The following is a 16,736-nucleotide window of genomic DNA, read 5'->3' as shown; positions in this document are numbered from 1 at the left end:
TCCGGTCGAACGTGCGGATCAGGAGCCCGAGGGCTCGAGCTCGGTCTCGTACTCGGACAGCGGCGGGCAGGAGCACTGGAGGTTGCGGTCCCCGTGCGCCCCGTCCACGCGCCGCACGGGCGGCCAGTACTTCGCGGCACGCAGCGCGGCCACGGGGAAGGCCGCGAGCTCGCGCGAGTACGGCTTGTCCCAGGCGTCCGCCGTGACGGACGCCGCCGTGTGCGGCGCCCCGCGCAGCGGCGACTCCTCGACGGACCAGCGGCCGGCGGCCACCGCGTCGATCTCGCCGCGGATCGCCACCATCGCCTCGACGAACCGGTCGAGCTCCCCGAGGTCCTCCGACTCCGTCGGCTCGACCATGAGCGTCCCCGCGACCGGGAACGAGAGGGTCGGCGCGTGGAACCCGTAGTCCTGGAGCCGCTTCGCGGCGTCCTCCGCCGTCACCCCGGTCTCCTTGGTCAGCGCCCGCAGGTCGAGGATGCACTCGTGCGCGACGAGGCCCTTCGGTCCCGTGTAGAGCACGGGGAAGTGGCCCTCGAGCCGGCTGGCGACGTAGTTCGCCGTGAGGACGGCGGTCTCGGTCGCGGCCGTGAGCCCGTCCGGCCCCATGAGGGCGAGGTACGCATAGGAGATCGGCAGGATCCCGGCGGAGCCGTAGCGCGTCGCCGAGACCGGGGTGCCGGACGCCGTCGCACCGGTCCCCGAGCCCGGCGCCCCGAAGGGGTCGGCCGGGAGGTAGGGCGCGAGGTGCTCTGCGACCGCGACCGGGCCGACGCCGGGGCCGCCGCCGCCGTGCGGGATGCAGAAGGTCTTGTGCAGGTTCAGGTGCGAGACGTCGCCGCCGAACTCGCCCGGACGCGCCAGCCCGACGAGCGCATTGAGGTTCGCCCCGTCGATGTACACCTGCCCACCGGCATCATGTACGAGGTCGCAGACCTCACGGACGTGCTCCTCGTACACGCCGTGCGTCGACGGGTACGTGATCATGATCCCGGCGACCGTCGAGCCGTGCTTCTCGAGCTTCGAGCGCAGGTCGTCGAGCAGGATCTCGCCGTCGTCGGCCGTCGCGACCACGACGACCCGCAACCCCGCGAGGGCCGCCGACGCCGCGTTGGTCCCGTGCGCCGACGCCGGGATCAGGACGATGTCGCGCTGCGCGTCCCCGTTGGCACGGTGGAAGTCACGGATCGCCAGCAGCCCCGCGAACTCGCCCTGCGACCCCGCGTTCGGCTGCACCGACACCGCGGCGTACCCCGTGATCTCCGCGAGCTGCGCCTCGAGCGTCTCGATGAGCTCGCGGTAGCCCTCGGCCTGGTCGACCGGCACGAACGGGTGGATGTTCGCGAACTCCGGCCACGAGATCGCCTCCATCTCGGCGGTCGCGTTCAGCTTCATCGTGCAGGAGCCCAGCGGGATCATGGTCCGGTCGAGCGCGAGGTCCTTGTCAGCGAGCTTGCGCAGGTAGCGGAGCATCGCGGTCTCGCTGCGGTGCGCGGAGAAGACGGGGTGCTGGAGGTACGTGGAGATGCGGCGTGCCCAGTCCGGGAGGCCGGCCGTCGCGGTTCCGTCCGCTGCGTGGCCGTCGGGGGTGGTCGAGGTGGGCAGCACGTCGGTGAACGCAGCGAGGACCGCCGTCAGGTCGGCCGCGGTGGTGGTCTCGTCGCAGGCGATCTGCACGTGGTCGGCGTCCGGCGCGTACAGGTTGACGCCGCGGGACGAGGCCGCAGCGACGACGGCCTCGGCGCGCGCCGGGACGTGGGTGCGGACCGTGTCGAAGAAGTGCGCGTGGACGACGGTGACGCCCGCCGAGCGCAGGGCTGCGGCGAGCGCGGCGGCACTCCCGTGGGCGTGCTCCGCGATCGTGCGGATGCCGTTGGGCCCGTGGTACACCGCGTACATCGAGGCCACGATCGCGAGGAGCGCCTGCGCCGTGCAGATGTTCGACGTCGCCTTCTCGCGGCGGATGTGCTGCTCGCGGGTCTGGAGCGCGAGCCGGTAGGCGACGTCGCCGTCCGCGTCCACGGAGACCCCGACGAGGCGTCCGGGCAGCGAGCGCTCCAGGCCCTTGCGGACGCTCATGAACGCGGCGTGCGGCCCGCCGTAGAAGAGGGGCACGCCGAACCGCTGCGCCGAACCGACCGCGATGTCCGCGCCTAGCTCTCCCGGCGGCGTGATGATCGCGAGCGCCAGGAGGTCGGACGCCACCGTGACGAGCGCCCCGGACTCCTTGGCCTCGGCGATCACGCCGCGCAGGTCGGCCACGCGGCCCGACGCGCCCACCTGCTGGGTGACGACACCGACGAGCGTGCCCGCGTCGTCCGACACCTGGCCGGCGAGACCGGCGGCGAGGCCCTCGCTCAGGTCGGCGACGACGACGGGGAGGCCGGCGGCCTCCGCACGGCCGCGCGCGACGGCGAGGGTCTGGGGGAACAGGTCGGCGTCGAGGACGACGTAGCCGGTCTTGGCCCGCGAGGCGCGCCACATGAGCGCGACGGCCTCCGCGACGGCGGTGGCCTCGTCGAGCAGCGAGGCGCCCGCGACCTCGAGCCCGGTGAGGTCGGCGACGGCGGTCTGGAAGTTCAGGAGCGCCTCGAGGCGGCCCTGCGAGATCTCCGGCTGGTACGGCGTGTACGCGGTGTACCAGGCGGGCGACTCGAGCACGTTGCGGCGGATCACGGGGGGCGTGATCGTGCCGTGGTAGCCGAGGCCGATCATCTGCGTCTTGACCACGTTGCGGTCCGCGATCTCGCGCAGGTGCGCGAGGACCTCGGTCTCGGTGCGCGCGGCCGGGAGGTCGAGCGGGCGCTCCGAACGGATCGTAGCGGGGACCGCGGCGTCGACGAGCGCGTCGAGCGTCGGGTACCCGAGCTGGTCGAGCATGCGCTGCGTCTCGCCGTCGGGCCGCTGCTCCGAGACGGTCCCGACGCCGCGGGGGCCGAGGTGGCGGAACGCGAAGTGCGCGCGGTCGAACGCGGGGGCGGACTGTTCTGCCGGCTGGGTCACGGTGGCTCCGGAGCACATCGTCGGGAGACCGGCCCCGTCCGGGGCCGACCTGTCCCTCCCCGCTCTGTCATCTGACGCGTCGCGTCGACCTGAGAGTTTTGCCGGTCCACAGTACCCGCAGGTCGAGACCTGCGGACGGCGCGCGCCGACTTGCACCGTCGGTGGGAGCCCCGGCCCGGGTGCCGGACGGCGGAGCACCGCTTTTCAGAGTTGCCTCGCCGTGACGGTACGGGGGCCTGAGAGATTCCCGGGGAGGGAATTGCTCCTTCGGCGCCGGGCGGGCCCGGGCTCTCCCGTCACGGTTCGAGCAGCGCACCCAGGATAGCGCCCCGCCCCCACGGTCCGCGAGGGTCCGTGGGGGCGGGGGTCGTGCGGGGTGGAGAGTCCGGCGCGCCGGCCGCGGTGAGCGGCCCTACCGGGGTGTCAGGCGGTGCAGTCGATCTCCTGGCCGTTGACGGTGACCGTCGCAGCGCCGTCGATGCACTGCTGCACGGCGTCGCCGAAGAGCCCGAAGATGCTGACGATCACCACGATCGAGATGATGGAGAGGATGGCGCCGATGATGATGCCCGCGAGCGCGAGGCCGTTCTTGTGGCCCGCCTTCTTGGACTGGACCAGCGCGACGATGCTGAGGATCATCCCGATGAGGGGCATGAGGAAGGCCAGGACGAAGCCCACGATCCCGAGCGTCTTCCCGGGCACGGGTCCCTGCACCGGCGCCGGCACGTAGCCCGGGGCCGAGGGGTAGTTCGACTGCGGCTGCGGGTACGCGGGCTGCTGCTGGGGGTTCTGCCCCTGCTGCTCGGGTCCAGGTGTCTGATACGGGTCGCTCATGGTGTGCCTCCGAGGCGTCGCGCCGCGCTCCCCCATCCGGTGCACGGTCGGCCACACTTTAGGGCCGACCACCCTTCCTGACCACGCGCGACACCGAAAGTGCGCGCGATCGTGGCCGAATCGCAGCGGAGCGCACGCCGTGGCGGCTCCGGGGTACCTGACCGGCGGTCAGAGCTCGATCCCGGCCGCGACGGCGAGCAGCTCGACTTCGTGGCGATGCACCGCCCGTGACCTCACCCGCCCCACAGGCTGAGTGACCGATCACCGTCACCTATCGGTGCGGCAGCCCCCGGCGTACATGAAGTACGGCCAGTTCGGTGTCGACGTGGACGCGAAGGGCCGCCCGTTGACTGTCGCCACCCCGAAAGCCCTCATGCTGCCGCCGGCCGAACGGGAGTTGTACGAGCTGCTGTGCGACCCAGCCCGGGTTGGGCCTCTGCGCATCGAGCAGGAGACGCAGGGCCGCAGCCCACACCTTCGGATGGACTCGGACGTGGGTGGCGGGTGCCGTCAGGCAGACACGAGTTGGTGTGCCCGCTGGTGGGACACGCCAAGTGCAGCGCCAACATCCCTCAAAGAGAGTCCCGCATCTGAAAGCTGTCGCGCCAGAGCCTTCGCGCGAGCTGCTGCATCCGCTTCAAGCCGGGCGGCTTCCTCCCGCTCCGCTCTGATGCTTGCCACCGCCTGTAAAATGTCGACCGCCTCAACCATGACCTCGACCGTGACGTCTACATCTTCGGGCTCGAGGTCGTCGGTGCTGACAGCGATGAACTCGCGGACCATCGTTCGAGCTTCTGAAAGTCGTCGGGCCTGCGTGACACCAACCCCGTCGACTCGGATCATCCACCAACCGTCTTCATGGGTGACTCGCGCCTCGTACTTGGTCATCGTGCCTCCTTGATTGCGGCTTGAATCTGGCGGAGCACGCCAGGGGAAATCATCCGGTGCCCGTCGGGGACTGTGACTTGGACGCCGCAGGGGTGTGCCCACCGGGTGTGTGAGCCGCGGGTGCGGCCCGGCTCGAAGCCTGCGCGCCGTAGGTCTTTCACGACTTCACGGGTCGGCTTCGGACTGATCATCCCCGTCAGTCTAGGCGCCATTGACGCAACAAGTCAATGGCGGCTAGACAATGGCCCAGTTCCGATTCGAGTTCGGGCGTGGTCGCGGGCAAGGTCACCATGAAACGAACGGTCAGAGCTCGATCCCGGCCGCGACGGCGAGCAGCTCGTCGAGCACCGTCGACGTCGCCGGGCCCGGCTCGGCGCGGGTCGAGCGGTGCCGCGCGACGAGGTAGCGCGAACCGAGACCCGGGAGCCGGACGACCGCGACGTCGTCCGGCAGCTCGCCCTGGAGCGCGAGCGCCGGGAGGAGCGCGACACCCTGACCGGCCGCCACGAGGGCCAGGGCGACGTCGAAGTCGAAGTACCGGTGGCGGGTGACGGCCGAGCCGCCGACCTGGGCGATGACCCGCGCGAGAGCCCGCGCGGCGGCCGTGCCGTCGACGGCCCCGAGCCACGGCGCGTCCCGGAGGTCGGCGAGCTGCGTCGGGGTCGGGAACGCGACGTGGGTGACCAGGCACCAGGGCTCCTCGCGCACGATCACGTCGTCCATGCCGCGGGGCACGCTGACGTCCGACTCGCTGTCGCGCTCGACGAGCACGAGGTCGAGGCTCCCCGCCCGCAGCCCGCGCATCGCCGCCTCGGGCTCGGCCTCCTGGACCTCGAGGTCGATGCCGGGGAACCGCTCGGGCAGCGCGTGGAGCACCGGCGCGACGACCGACCGGATCGCCGACTGCACCGACCCGACGACTACGCGACCCGAGACGTCGTCGCTCATGGTGGCGATGGCCTTGCGCGCGTCGACCATCTCGGCCTCGATGCGCTCCGCCGCGTCGGCAAGTACGCGCCCGACCGGGGTCAGCGAGACGCCGCGCGGCCCGCGGTCGAGGACCTGCACGCCCTCCTCGGCCTCCAGCCGGTGGATCTGCTGCGACACCGCGGAGGCCGTCACGCCGAGCACGTCCGCGGCGGCGAGGACGCCGCCCGTGCGGTGGACGGCGAGGAGGAACGCGAGGCGCCGCGGGTCGGTGCCGCCGGGAGCGACCGCCGTGGACGGCGTGGCTCCGGCAGCCTGCGGACCTCCGCGCGAGCTGGGGTTCATGGGCCCAGCGTAGGTTCGCAGCGGCTCAGGCGAGTCGCTGCTCGATGCGCGACTCGCCCGGCCCGTGGGTCACGGTCGCCAGGGCGCCCTCGACCAGCGCGAGGTACGGGGCGACGTGGCCGCACTCCACGTCGGCGATCACGGGCAGCCCGAGGCCACCGAGGGCGTCGAGCACGGCGTCGTGCTGGCTGAAGCCGTCGACGCCCGGGGCCCGCGTCCGACCGACGAGGACGGCGTTGGCGCGCTCGAACCAGCCCGCGTGCCGCATGCCCCACAGGCGCCGGCCGATCTCGTCGGAGTCGGCGCTCGACGCCTCGAGGTGCACGATCAGCCCTTCGGGCGCGTGCTCCGACGCGAACGCGCCGATGTCGCCGTAGGGCGTGCCCGCGAGGTTGCCGACGGTCTCGATGCATCCGCCGATCAGCCGCCCGGTCACCTCGACCGGGTCGTCGGCGTCCAGGCGAGTCCACCCCGCAGGGGTGTCGAGGGTGAACTCGTGCACGGTCGGGTCGCCCTCGTAGTCGTCCCAGCCCCCGGCCCGGTAGGCGGCGGCAGCGCCCTGGACGACGACGGCGCCGGCCGGTTCGGCGAGCACGTCCAGCCAGTGGTGCAGCGGCTCGGGCACGCGGTAGGGCGTGTCCATGAGGTTCTGGCCGTGCAGCGACGCGACCCCCGTGCGGAGCGTGAGCGGCATGAGCAGCGTCGAGAGGTCGGAGAACCCGACGAGCCACGTCGGGTCGTGCGCGAGCTCGTCCCAGTCGAGCAGGCCGAGCAGGTCGATCGCGAGGCTGCCGCCCCACGGCGGGACGACGGCGCGGACCTCCGGGTCGGTCAGCATCGAAGCGAGCTCGGCCGCGCGGTCGGCGGCGGGGGCGCTGGTCACCCCGTCGCCGCGCAGGCAGTCGCCGACGCGGACGTCGAACCCGCGCGCTCGCAGGCGCTCGATCGCGTGGTCGAGCCGGGCGTCCAGCGCGGCCGGCACGGGTGCCGAGGGCGCGGTGACGCCGATGGTGTCGCCGGGGCGCAGGGGCCGGGGGTATCGAACGACCATGCCCGCATCGTACGAGCCGGGTACGAGCCGAGGTTCGGAGAGCACCCTCGCCGCGGGTGGAGGATGGAGGGGTGACGGACGACGGAGAGGCGGCAGCACCCGCGGCACCACCGGTGGACGTCTACTACTACTCGTCGACGTCGGGCCAGGTGCGCCTCTTCGCGGAACGGCTCGGACGGCCGGTCCACGACCTCGCGGTCCGCGAGGTGCGCCGCTCCGTCCCGACCGGGCCGTGGGTGCTCGTGACCCCCTCGTACAAGACGGGCAACGACGACAACGACACCGTGCCCGAGCCGGTGCGCCGGTTCCTGCAGGACCCCGAGACCCGTCGTCGCCTCGTCGGGGTGATGGGCTCGGGCAACCGGAACTTCGGCGAGCACTACCAGGCCGCGGCCCGTGAGATCGCGCGGGCCTCGGGCCGGCCGATGCTGCTGGAGTTCGAGCTGCAGGGCACCCGGTGGGACGTCGAGGACGCGCAGCGGATCCTCGCCGACGTGGACCGGCAGGTCGCCGAGGACTGACGGCCGCGCGCCGAGCGTGAGCCGACCTCGCGCCCACGTACGGGTGCCGTGCGACGGCCCGTGAGGCTGCCCGCACGAGTCCGGCGCGACGTCGCCGCAGCGCCGTGTGACGTCCGCCACTGCCCCGCTCCGCACCGGTCCTGCGCTGTCGAGAGTTGGTCAACGAGCCCGCCCGACGCACCCGTCCGAGGCAAGCCGCACGCACGCCCGGTCACGGGGGGACCGGCTGCAACCCATGTAGTGCTACTTATGGGGCTTTGAAGATTTGTTCGATTGCGCTGAACCCAGATCGGGTCTCAGAATGATCACGACGCGGTGGAGCACACGCTCCGCTCGGCCGAGAAACCGCGTCCGTCCCGATCCCTTCTGTACCTCTCGGAGCTCCACCATGGACGCAGTCCTCACCCAGTCCCTCATGATCCTCGGCTGGGTCAGCGCCTTCTTCGGCGCCGCCGCATACCTCCTCGCGTCACGCGGCACCTGGGACGCCAAGTCCCTGCGCTTCAACCTCACGAACGTCACCGCGGCCGGCCTCATGGTCGTCGTCGCCGGGGCCAACGGGCTGTGGCCGTCGGTGGCCGCCAACCTCGTGTGGGTCGTCATCGGGACCCAGGCGCTCATCGCCATCTACGGTCAGCGCCGCGCCGCGGCCCGCGCCGCCCGCGAGGAGGCAGAGGCCGCCGCGATCGCCAACGCCGAGGCCGTCCTGGCCCAGGCCGCATTCGACGACTTCGCCCACGAGCTCACCGCCCTCACGCTCGAGCTCCCGCTCGTCTCGCCGGACGTCGCCCTCGACTTCGGCACCGCCAGCGAGGTCCCGGCCGCCGCCTGACCGCGCGACCCGCGCTCGACCGACGCTCCGTCGTTCGGGCGCCGTCCGACCCCGCCGAACGCCGCCGCCCGCCGAACAGGCGCGGCACGGGGAGTCGGCCGCCCGACCGATCGCCGACCCGAGGCTCAGGCCAGCCCTGCCTGCCAGGCGACGATCCGGTCCACGGCGGCCGCGACGACGTCCGGCGCCGCCGCGAACGACAGGCGCACCCAGTCCCCGCCCGCGACCCCGTCGAAGTCCGTCCCGGGCGTGATCGCGACCCCCGTCTCCGCGAGCAGGCGCTCGCAGTACGTCACGGAGTCGAGGCCGAACCGCGACACGTTCCCGTACAGGTAGAAGGCCCCGTCGGCCGGGGCGACCGGTGACCACCCGAGCTCGTCGGCACGGTCCAGCAGCAGCGCACGGCTGACGGCGTAGCGCTCCACGTTCTCGCGCGCGGCGGCCATGCCCTCGTCGGTGAACGCCGCGACCCCGGCGTGCTGCGCGAGCGCGGGCGGGCACAGCGCCACGTTGCCGGCGAGCGCGTCGACCGGGTCGACGAGGTCCTCGGGCAGCACCAGCCACCCGAGGCGCCAGCCGGTCATCGCCCAGTACTTCGAGAACGAGCTGACGACGACGGCCCCGTCCCCCAGGTAGCGGGCGGCGGTCGCGGCCCCGGCGGGCGAGCCCTCCGGCACAGAAGCAGCAGCACCGGCACCAGCAGCAGCAGTACCCGGGTACGTGATCCCGTGGTAGATCTCGTCGCTGATCAGCCGGACGTCGTGCTCGGCGCACCACCGTGCGAGCGTCTCGAGCTCCGCGGCCGAGACCATCGTGCCCGTCGGGTTCGCGGGGCTCGCGAGCACGAGCCCGTCGAGCCCGCCCTCGTAGTAGGCCTCCATGAGCCGCGGGACGGTGGGCTGGTACCGCTCGTCCGGTCCGCAGTCGAGCTCGACGACCTCGCACCCGAGCGACGCGAGGATGTTCTTGTACGCCGGGTAGCCCGGCCGTGCGAGCGCCACCCGGTCACCGACCTCGAAGGAGGCGAGGAACGCCAGCACGAACCCGCCGGACGACCCGGTCGTCACCGCGATCCGCGAGGGGTCCACGTCGACGCCGTACCAGCGCTCGTAGTGGGTGGCGACCGCCCGGCGCAGCGCCGGAGCGCCCATCGCCTCCGTGTAGCCGAGGTTCTCCGTGCGCAGCAGCTCGGCCGCCCGCTGCCGGACGACGTCGCTCGCCCCGGTGGACGGCTCGCCCGCGCACAGGTTGAGGACGGACTCCCCCGCGTCCCGGCGCGCGTTCGCCGCGGCCAGGATCTGCATGACGGCGAAGGGCGCGACCCGGGACCTGCGCGAGACCTTCATGCGGCCATCATGACGCAGACAGCAGCGCCGGGACGAGCCCGGTCTGCGGCGCCGCCGCCCGGCTCACGAGAGCGTGCTGGCGATCTTCTCCGCCTTCGACGCCGCCTCGGGCAGCGCACGGTCCGAGACCACCTGGCGGGCGAGGTCGACGAGCTTGGTGTTCCCGTCCTGCGAGAGCCGGCTGAGCACCGAGAACGCGCGGCTCGCGGAGATCGAGTAGCGCTCCATCAGGATCCCCTGCGCCTGGCCGATCACGGTGCGCGTCTGCACCGCGGACGTGAGCTGGTCCTCGGTGCGGGCGGCGTCCAGGGCCGCGGCCGCGACGGCAGCGAAGGTGGTCGCGAGCGAGTAGTCGTCCGCGGGGAAGGCGCGGGCCTCGCGCGCGTAGAGGTTGAGCGCCCCGTGCCGGGTCGAGCTCGTGAAGAGCTGGACGCAGAGCATGCTCCGCACGTCGAGCTCGTCGACGACCGCCGCCCCCAGCGCGGCCAGCGGGCGTCGTCGGCGAGGTCGTCGGTCGCGACGACCTCGGCCTCACGGATCGCGTCGAGGCACGGACCTTCGTCGAGCGAGTACTGCAGCTCGTCCCCGCGGCGCGCCACGTGGTCGGTGGCCGCGGGCGTCTCGATGCGGCCCTTGCGCGTGATCAGCGAGATGCCGGCGGAGTCGCACCCGTCGATCAGGGCGACGGCGAGCTCGGCGGTGCGCGCGAGCGTCTGCTCGAGGGTCGGCTCGTCGGCGAGGAGGCGCACCGACTGGGCCACGAGGCCACGGATGCCGAGCTCAGGGGTGCTGGCGGGCGTGAGCTCCAGACCGTCCGTCATGTGTGGCCTCCGTGACCAGAGTGGCTGCGCCGAACCGGGTCGGGAATCGTCCCGTCGCGCCATTTTAGACCGGCCTGGCGCGGCAGGGCATTGCCCCTCCGCCGCCCGGTGTCAGGAGGTGCGGGCGCCGACGTCGGCGAGGAGCTCGTGGGCGAGCTCGACGACCGTGGCCCCGCGCTCGGCCGCCACGGTCGCCAGGAGGTCGATCGCCTGCTGGGCACCGATCCCGTGACGCTCCATGAGCACCCCTTGGGCCTGACCGACGATCGTGCGGGTCTGCACGCGCGACCCGAGCCGCTCCTCGGTCCGGGCGGCGCCGAGGGCGGCGGCTGCCACCGCTGCGAACGTCGTCGCGACGGCGCGGCTCTCGTCGGTGAAGGCCCGGGGTTCGCGCGCGTAGAGGTTCAGGGCGCCGTGGCGGGAGTCGCTCGTGAAGAGCTGGACGCAGAGCATGCTCCGCACCCCGAGCTCGTCGACCACCGCAGCGCCCCAGCGGCGCCACCGCGCGTCGTCGGCGAGGTCGTCGGTCGTGACGACCTCCGCGTGGCGCACGGCGTCGAGGCACGGTCCCTCGCCCAGCTCGTACTGGAGGACGTCGCCCCGGCCCGCGACGCCGTCGCTCGCCGCCGGCGTGGTCACCTCACCGTCCCGCTCGACGAGCGTGACCCCGGCCGCCGAGCACCCGTCGACCATGGCGACGGCCGACGTGACCGTGGAGTCCAGGGTGCTCTGGAGCGAGTCCTGCGCGGCGAGACCGCGGACCGCCGCCGAGATCCTCGCAGCCAGCACGTCCTCGGCCGTCCGTTCCCCGCCCATGTCGCTCCACGTCCCCTCGTCTCGCGGGGCGGTGCCCGGGTCGTCCGGATCGCCCGGCTCCTCACCGACCACCGGCCGACCACCGGCCGACTGCTGGTTGCTGCAGGCCGGCCACCGCCCACCAATTCTCTCGGCACGACGGTATCCCCGCCCGCGCACCGGCGCGGGCGGGGACACCACCGGGGGACTGGAGCCGTCTCGCCGGCACTGGACGTGGCAGCTCCGTACCTACGGCGTCTGTGCTCTCGCGCAGGCGCCCCCGCCCGGGCGGTCCGGTCGACGTGCGACCGCGACCGTCCGGGCCGACGGGCTCAGAACACCGGCTTGCCGCCGGTGACCCCGAGCACCGTCCCCGAGACGTATCCCGCCTCGTGATTCGACGCGAGGTAGACGAACGCGTGCGCCACCTCGGCCGGCTGACCTGCTCTGCCGAGCGGCGTGTCGGCGCCGAAGCTCTCGAGCTTCTGCGACGGCTGGGTCGCCGGCTGCAGGGGCGTCCAGATCGGTCCCGGCGCGACGGCGTTGACGCGGATCCCGCGCTCGCCCAGCTCCGCGGCCAGGTTGACGGTCATGTTGTTGATCGCGGCCTTCGTGGACGCGTAGTCGAGCAGGGACGTCGACGGCTGGTACGCCTGGATCGACGACACGTTGATGATCGACGCCCCGTAGCCCAGGTGCTCGAGCGACGCCTGGGTCATCCACACGAGGGCGTACAGGTTGGTCTTGAGCACCCGGTCGAGGTCCTCAGGGGTGACGTCCTCGATCGACCCGCGCCGCGCCATCTGGAATCCCGCGTTGTTGACCAGCACGTCGAGCCCGCCCAGGCCTCGGACGGCGTCCCGCACCACCGCGCGGCACGTCCCCTCCTCGGTCAGGTCGCCCGGGACGAGCACGGCCGTGGCCCCGGCCGCCTCGACCAGCCGGGCGGTCTCCTCGGCGTCCTCCTGCTCCTCGTCGAGGTACCCGATCGCGACGTCGGCACCCTCGCGCGCGTACGCGATCGCGACCGCACGACCGATCCCGGAGTCGCCCCCGGTGATCAGGGCGCGCACGCCGGTGAGCCGGTCGTGGCCCACGTACGAGTCCTCGCCGTGGTCGGGCAGCGGCCGCATCCGGCCGGTCAGGCCGGGCGGTTGCTGGTGCTGCGCGGGGAAGCCGCCGGACGAGTCGCTCTCTGCCGTCACGCCAGCCGCCACGTCAGCCGAACCGGCGCGTGAGCTGGGCGTTGCGCGGGCGACGCTTGTCGGACGACGTCAGACCGGTCAGGACTCCGTCGACCGTCTCCTCGGCCTGGCCGCCGAGCCCCGGACCACCGTCGAGCGCCTCGACGAGGCGCGCCGCGACGTCGTGCACCCGCAGGCCGGCATGGCTGGAGTACCAGACGAGACGGTCGGCCGCGGTCTCCTCGTTCATGCCGTACACGGCCATGAGCACGCCCTTGGCGCGCTCCACGATCGTCCGCTCCGCGCTGACGGACGCGGCCAGCCGCTGAACGTCACGGTCGAGCAGCTCGCGCTGCGCGGCCGACTGGTCGACGACGTAGCCGGCGATCTCGGCGATCTGCCCCGTCCCGTCGCGACGCCCCTGGCCGGTGACGGTCACCGTGCGGGTCCGGCCCTTGGCGTCGACCATGCGGTACAGGAAGCTGAACGGCCGCCCCGTACGGCGGCACTGCGAGACCTCGCGGGAGATGCGCCCGCGGTCGTCCTGGTGCTTGTGCGAGGCGAGCAGCTCGGCGCTCGCGGGGACGCTCCCGGGCACGAGCCCGAGCATCCCGTAGACCTCGTCGGACCACCACCAGGTGTGCTTGGTGAGGTCGGTGCGGTACTGGCCGATGGGGAGGGATCGTCCTCCACCCAGTGCGTCCTCGACCGTCACGTCCCAGGGTGTGGTCGTGATCTCGGCGTCGTCGGTGCCCATGAACGTCCTTCCGGACAATGATTCGCGGCGCCGCTTCTTGACTCCGTTGCCCAACATAGCCTTCACCCGCACGGATAGCGAGAGGTGGCTGTGAGGATTCGCGTCCACGCAGGTCACAGCGCCACAAAGGTAGTACTCCGAGTATCAGTTCACGGCGGTCCCGCCGAGCCCGGGTCGAACGTCAGCCGGCGCTCGACCACGGCGGAGGCCAGGTCGTCGAGCTCGACGTCCGTCGAGAACGCCCGGGCCCGCATCACCGCGAGCGCCGCCCACGCCGGGACCCCCATCTGCACCGCCACCATGCCGGTCGCGAGGTCGAGCGGGTCACGCCCCGACCGGTCGCGCTCTCGACGCGGCGCCACCGCGACCCGGCCGCCCGGCCGCGCGCCGCCGTCCGGCACCTCGGTACCGGCTTCCAGCCGGGACCGCCCGAACCCGAGGGCGCGGGGCTCCGGCCTGCCGAGCAGGGCGATGCCGGCGCCGTCGGCCAGCGCCTGCGCGGCCCTGGGATCGACCTGCGGGCCGCGCGACTCGTAGTAGGTCGTGAGGACGCCGATGCGACGGATCCCGACACCGAGCGGCAGCACCTGGAGGTGCAGGTCGCCGACGGCCGCCGACGCCGCCGGCCCGAACAGGGGCCAGCGGTCCCACGCCGCCGAGAGGTCTGCGACGGTGCGCCGCGCCCCCACGAAGGACTCGTGCGCCGGGCCCTCCCCCAGGGCGATCTCCAGGTCGGCCATGCGCTCCGCACGGCCGTCCGTGGAGTAGACCGTGAGCTCGTCGCCGCGGGACGGCGAGACCGCCATGTAGCCGCCGTCGGCGTCCAGCAGCTCGACGCAGAGCCGACACACGCTCGTCGCGAGGGACTCCTGGCGGGCACGCGTCGAGAGCCCTGCCTCCAGCTCGTCCAGGAGCCGTGTCGCCTCGTCCATCGCCGTCGCCACCGTCAGTCGTGAGGGCCTGCCGTCGTCCCGCACCACTCTTGCAGGACGGCGGCGCCTCGCACGGTGAGAACGCGCAGGGGCGCACAGATCACCCGGGCGTGGCTGCGCGCACCGCTCCCGGCCGGGCGCACGGGGTGCTGCCGACCGCAGTTCCGGACCGGCGGGACTCAGGCGTCGACGCGGAGCCCGGCCAGCAGCGAGGTCGCGACCTCGCGCAGGGGGACGTTCGTCTCGTTCGACCGCCGGCGCAGCTCCGCGAACGCCTCGTCGGCGTCGGCGCCCCGAGTCACCATGAGCGCACCCTTGGCCTGCTCGATCACGGCGGCCCCCTCCCGGAAGTGGGCGAGCGAACGCTGCACGTCCTGCTCGACGACGACGCTCTGCGGCTCGCTGATGTCCACGAGGTACCCCTCGACGTGCGTCAGTGTGCCGTCGGGGGCGAGCAGCACGGTGCCCACCGTGACGACGTGCCGCACGCGGCCCCGCGTGTCGACGACCCGGTGCCAGTGCGCGAAGTCGCCGCCGCGCCCGCGCAGCCCGTCGAGGAGCGCGACGAACGCCGCCCGGTCGTCGGGATGCTTGTGGGCGGTGACGAGCTCCATGGTGGGCACCACCTCGCCCGGCTCGAACCCGTAGATGGCGTAGGTGGCCTCGGACCACAGGACCTCTCCCGAGCGCATGTCCCACGCCACGTGGCCGACGCGCGGGTGGACGGCCCTGCCCGAGCCCTTCGTCGCCGCCGATGCCGATGATCCGTCCGTGCTCACCACGCCCCCCACCCGAACCGCTTGTCGAGTCCCGTCCTCGACCTCAGGACGAGCAGAAAGTACACCGAAGACACGTGAACTGCAGAGGAATGGTACGGCTCCACGTTGACCAGGATCACCGAGAACCGGTTGAATGACCTCGTGCGACAGCACCGTCGCCTGGGTTCCCGATGTCGACGCACCTCGGTGGACGCACTTCGCTCGACACTAGGACTGAGATCTCATGGACTTTCTCGACTTCTTCTGGCTGATCATCGTCTCGTTCGCGTTCATCGCGTACCTGATCGTCCTCTTCCAGATCATCAGCGACCTGATCCGCGACCACGAGCTCTCCGGCTGGTGGAAGGCCCTGTGGTTCGTGGCGCTCGTCTTCATCCCGTTCCTCACGGCCCTCATCTACTTCATCGCTCGCGGCCGCGGCATGGCCCGCCGCCAGGCGTCGGCCGTCGCCCAGGCCAAGGCCGACACGGACGAGTACATCCGCAGCACCGCTGCCGGCGCCGCCTCGCCGGCCGACCAGATCGCCCAGGCCAAGACCCTGCTCGACTCAGGTGCGATCAACGACGCCGAGTTCGAGGTCATCAAGGCCAAGGCGCTCCAGGCCTGACAGCGCTACGGTTCGACCATGCCTAGAGAGCGTGCTTCGGACCTGAGCGACAGCAGCACCAGCGCGACCGACGACGCGTCGCCAGACCCCTCACCAGCATCACGAGGGCTCGGGCGGCGCGTCGTCTGCGTGGTGCTGGTGGTGCTCGCCGTCCTGATCGCGGTGCTCGCCGTCCCCGCCCGATACGTCCAGCAGAACGTCCTGGAGACCGAGGGGTACGTCGAGCTCGTGGGACCCCTCGCCTCGGACCCGGCCGTGCAGACCGCTGTCGCCGACGCCCTCACCGACCAGGTGATGACCCAGCTCGACGTCGAGGCGATCGTCACCGACAACGTCGAGGCCTTCGCCGACCGCGACCGGGTGCCCGACGCCGTCGAGGCGCTGGGGCCGATACTGACGAACCAGATCGAGCAGCTCGTGCAGCGCGCGGCCGACAAGCTCGTCACGTCCGAGCAGTTCGCCGCCGTGTGGGTCACCGCCAACCGCGTCGCCCACGGCACGGCGACCACCGTGCTCGAGGGGCACGACGGGAAGTACCTCGACATCGACGCCGGCACCATCTCGGTGCCCCTGGACGGGCTCGTCCTGGAGCTGCGCGACCGGCTCGTCGACGCGGGGCTCGAGCGGGCCGCGAACATCGAGCCACAGGGCCGCGAGATCGTGCTCGTGCAGTCCGACCAGCTCGGGACCGCCCAGCAGGGCCTGGTGATCTTCCAGAACGTCGCCGGGATCCTGCCGTGGCTCGTGATCCTCCTGATCGCCGGGGCCGCCTGGGTGGCGCCACGACGGCGCCACCGCGTCGTCGTCGCGGCCGCGATCTCGATCGGTGCCCTCATGGCCCTGATGCTCGCCGGGCTCGCTCTCGCCTCCGCCGCCTACCTCGGCAACCTGCCCCTGGGCGCCGTCGGCCTCGACGCGACGCGGTCCGTCACGCGGGCGCTGCTCGACCCGCTGCGCACCCAGCTCTGGTGGTGGGTCGGGCTCTCCGTGGTCGTCGCAGCAGCGGCGATCGCGTGGCCGTGGGCGGTGCGAGCGGTCGGACGACGTCGCACGGCCAAAGAGCCGGCAGCGACGGTCGGCGGCGCGGAGGCCTAGGGCGACCCGCGCGGGTACA

17 protein-coding genes, 1 pseudogene and 1 riboswitch are annotated in these 16,736 nt (G+C 72.6%); of the genes and pseudogenes, 4 read left to right on the top strand and 14 right to left on the bottom strand.

Annotated elements, in window-relative coordinates; translation table 11 throughout:
• Positions 1-18: 18 nt before the first annotated feature.
• The 6 genes from gcvP to QUE47_RS07115 form a co-directional block, all read right to left on the bottom strand.
• Entirely contained in the window at positions 19-3,021 is a 3,003-nt protein-coding gene (gene gcvP / locus QUE47_RS07135; RefSeq protein WP_434019738.1) for an aminomethyl-transferring glycine dehydrogenase, read from the bottom strand.
• 196 nt (positions 3,022-3,217) lie between these two features.
• Positions 3,218-3,309, bottom strand: a riboswitch (glycine riboswitch).
• 117 nt (positions 3,310-3,426) lie between these two features.
• Positions 3,427-3,837 (bottom strand): DUF4190 domain-containing protein, encoded by a 411-nt coding sequence (locus QUE47_RS07130; RefSeq protein ID WP_286219178.1) that lies wholly within the window; start codon positions 3,835-3,837, stop codon positions 3,427-3,429.
• A gap of 510 nt (positions 3,838-4,347) precedes the next feature.
• Entirely contained in the window at positions 4,348-4,725 is a 378-nt protein-coding gene (locus tag QUE47_RS07125; RefSeq protein WP_286219177.1) for a hypothetical protein, read from the bottom strand.
• Positions 4,722-4,916: a type II toxin-antitoxin system HicA family toxin gene (locus tag QUE47_RS16725; RefSeq protein ID WP_350227697.1), complete on the bottom strand. Its 195-nt coding sequence runs from the start codon at positions 4,914-4,916 to the stop codon at positions 4,722-4,724. Before QUE47_RS16725 ends, QUE47_RS07125 begins: the two co-directional genes overlap by 4 nt.
• Positions 4,917-5,028: 112 nt before the next feature.
• Positions 5,029-5,997: a LysR family transcriptional regulator gene (locus QUE47_RS07120; protein ID WP_286219176.1), complete on the bottom strand. Its 969-nt coding sequence runs from the start codon at positions 5,995-5,997 to the stop codon at positions 5,029-5,031.
• Between the two features lie 25 nt (positions 5,998-6,022).
• A complete protein-coding gene (locus tag QUE47_RS07115; RefSeq protein ID WP_286219175.1) occupies positions 6,023-7,048 on the bottom strand; it encodes a S66 family peptidase in 1,026 nt (341 codons plus the stop codon).
• 71 nt (positions 7,049-7,119) lie between these two features.
• Between QUE47_RS07115 and nrdI the strand changes: the two genes are divergently transcribed.
• Both nrdI and QUE47_RS07105 read left to right on the top strand, forming a co-directional pair.
• The gene (gene nrdI, locus QUE47_RS07110) at positions 7,120-7,569 is read left to right on the top strand and encodes a class Ib ribonucleoside-diphosphate reductase assembly flavoprotein NrdI (protein WP_286219174.1); all 450 of its coding nucleotides are present in this window, start codon (positions 7,120-7,122) and stop codon (positions 7,567-7,569) included.
• Positions 7,570-7,957: 388 nt separating this feature from the next.
• Positions 7,958-8,401 (top strand): CBU_0592 family membrane protein, encoded by a 444-nt coding sequence (locus tag QUE47_RS07105; protein ID WP_286219173.1) that lies wholly within the window; start codon positions 7,958-7,960, stop codon positions 8,399-8,401.
• 125 nt (positions 8,402-8,526) lie between these two features.
• On the opposite strand, the gene QUE47_RS07100 is transcribed toward QUE47_RS07105, so the two are convergent.
• From QUE47_RS07100 to QUE47_RS07070, 8 genes and pseudogenes are all read right to left on the bottom strand, one after another.
• Positions 8,527-9,747 carry a pyridoxal phosphate-dependent aminotransferase gene (locus QUE47_RS07100; RefSeq protein WP_286219172.1) on the bottom strand — a complete coding sequence of 407 codons (1,221 nt, stop codon included), beginning with the start codon at positions 9,745-9,747 and terminating at the stop codon, positions 8,527-8,529.
• 63 nt (positions 9,748-9,810) lie between these two features.
• Positions 9,811-10,188: an ANTAR domain-containing protein gene (locus QUE47_RS07095; RefSeq protein ID WP_286219425.1), complete on the bottom strand. Its 378-nt coding sequence runs from the start codon at positions 10,186-10,188 to the stop codon at positions 9,811-9,813.
• Positions 10,189-10,277: 89 nt separating this feature from the next.
• Positions 10,278-10,568, bottom strand: a pseudogene (locus QUE47_RS16720) (GAF and ANTAR domain-containing protein); the annotation flags it as partial.
• 111 nt (positions 10,569-10,679) lie between these two features.
• A complete protein-coding gene (locus tag QUE47_RS07090; RefSeq protein WP_286219171.1) occupies positions 10,680-11,456 on the bottom strand; it encodes a GAF and ANTAR domain-containing protein in 777 nt (258 codons plus the stop codon).
• 239 nt (positions 11,457-11,695) lie between these two features.
• Positions 11,696-12,496, bottom strand: coding sequence for an SDR family oxidoreductase (locus QUE47_RS07085; protein ID WP_286219424.1), 801 nt, complete (start codon positions 12,494-12,496; stop codon positions 11,696-11,698).
• A gap of 85 nt (positions 12,497-12,581) precedes the next feature.
• Positions 12,582-13,304 (bottom strand): PAS and ANTAR domain-containing protein, encoded by a 723-nt coding sequence (locus QUE47_RS07080; RefSeq protein ID WP_286219170.1) that lies wholly within the window; start codon positions 13,302-13,304, stop codon positions 12,582-12,584.
• Positions 13,305-13,453: 149 nt separating this feature from the next.
• Positions 13,454-14,236 carry a GAF domain-containing protein gene (locus QUE47_RS07075; RefSeq protein ID WP_286219169.1) on the bottom strand — a complete coding sequence of 261 codons (783 nt, stop codon included), beginning with the start codon at positions 14,234-14,236 and terminating at the stop codon, positions 13,454-13,456.
• A 179-nt stretch (positions 14,237-14,415) separates the two neighbouring features.
• Positions 14,416-15,018: a PAS and ANTAR domain-containing protein gene (locus QUE47_RS07070; RefSeq protein WP_286219168.1), complete on the bottom strand. Its 603-nt coding sequence runs from the start codon at positions 15,016-15,018 to the stop codon at positions 14,416-14,418.
• A 220-nt stretch (positions 15,019-15,238) separates the two neighbouring features.
• On the opposite strand from QUE47_RS07070, the gene QUE47_RS07065 reads away from it, so the two are divergent.
• The gene (locus QUE47_RS07065) at positions 15,239-15,622 is read left to right on the top strand and encodes an SHOCT domain-containing protein (protein ID WP_286219167.1); all 384 of its coding nucleotides are present in this window, start codon (positions 15,239-15,241) and stop codon (positions 15,620-15,622) included.
• Positions 15,623-15,640: 18 nt separating this feature from the next.
• Positions 15,641-16,717 carry a hypothetical protein gene (locus QUE47_RS07060; protein ID WP_286219166.1) on the top strand — a complete coding sequence of 359 codons (1,077 nt, stop codon included), beginning with the start codon at positions 15,641-15,643 and terminating at the stop codon, positions 16,715-16,717.
• Positions 16,718-16,736: the final 19 nt, after the last annotated feature.

It is taken from the genome of Paraoerskovia sediminicola, assembly GCF_030296575.1.
In the GTDB taxonomy this organism is placed as follows: domain Bacteria; phylum Actinomycetota; class Actinomycetes; order Actinomycetales; family Cellulomonadaceae; genus Paraoerskovia; species Paraoerskovia sediminicola.
This window is presented reverse-complemented; position numbering and strand designations above follow the sequence as displayed.

Bases quoted from the DNA above. Each gene is read 5' to 3' on its own strand.
- gcvP (WP_434019738.1), bottom strand. From the start codon at position 3,021: ATGTGCTCCGGAGCCACCGTGACCCAGCCGGCAGAACAGTCCGCCCCC.
- QUE47_RS07130 (WP_286219178.1), bottom strand. From the start codon at position 3,837: ATGAGCGACCCGTATCAGACACCTGGACCCGAGCAGCAGGGGCAGAAC.
- QUE47_RS07125 (WP_286219177.1), bottom strand. From the start codon at position 4,725: ATGACCAAGTACGAGGCGCGAGTCACCCATGAAGACGGTTGGTGGATG.
- QUE47_RS16725 (WP_350227697.1), bottom strand. From the start codon at position 4,916: ATGATCAGTCCGAAGCCGACCCGTGAAGTCGTGAAAGACCTACGGCGC.
- QUE47_RS07120 (WP_286219176.1), bottom strand. From the start codon at position 5,997: ATGAACCCCAGCTCGCGCGGAGGTCCGCAGGCTGCCGGAGCCACGCCG.
- QUE47_RS07115 (WP_286219175.1), bottom strand. From the start codon at position 7,048: ATGGTCGTTCGATACCCCCGGCCCCTGCGCCCCGGCGACACCATCGGC.
- QUE47_RS07105 (WP_286219173.1), top strand. From the start codon at position 7,958: ATGGACGCAGTCCTCACCCAGTCCCTCATGATCCTCGGCTGGGTCAGC.
- QUE47_RS07100 (WP_286219172.1), bottom strand. From the start codon at position 9,747: ATGAAGGTCTCGCGCAGGTCCCGGGTCGCGCCCTTCGCCGTCATGCAG.
- QUE47_RS07095 (WP_286219425.1), bottom strand. From the start codon at position 10,188: ATGCTCTGCGTCCAGCTCTTCACGAGCTCGACCCGGCACGGGGCGCTC.
- QUE47_RS07085 (WP_286219424.1), bottom strand. From the start codon at position 12,496: ATGCGGCCGCTGCCCGACCACGGCGAGGACTCGTACGTGGGCCACGAC.
- QUE47_RS07080 (WP_286219170.1), bottom strand. From the start codon at position 13,304: ATGGGCACCGACGACGCCGAGATCACGACCACACCCTGGGACGTGACG.
- QUE47_RS07075 (WP_286219169.1), bottom strand. From the start codon at position 14,236: ATGGACGAGGCGACACGGCTCCTGGACGAGCTGGAGGCAGGGCTCTCG.
- QUE47_RS07065 (WP_286219167.1), top strand. From the start codon at position 15,239: ATGGACTTTCTCGACTTCTTCTGGCTGATCATCGTCTCGTTCGCGTTC.
- QUE47_RS07060 (WP_286219166.1), top strand. From the start codon at position 15,641: ATGCCTAGAGAGCGTGCTTCGGACCTGAGCGACAGCAGCACCAGCGCG.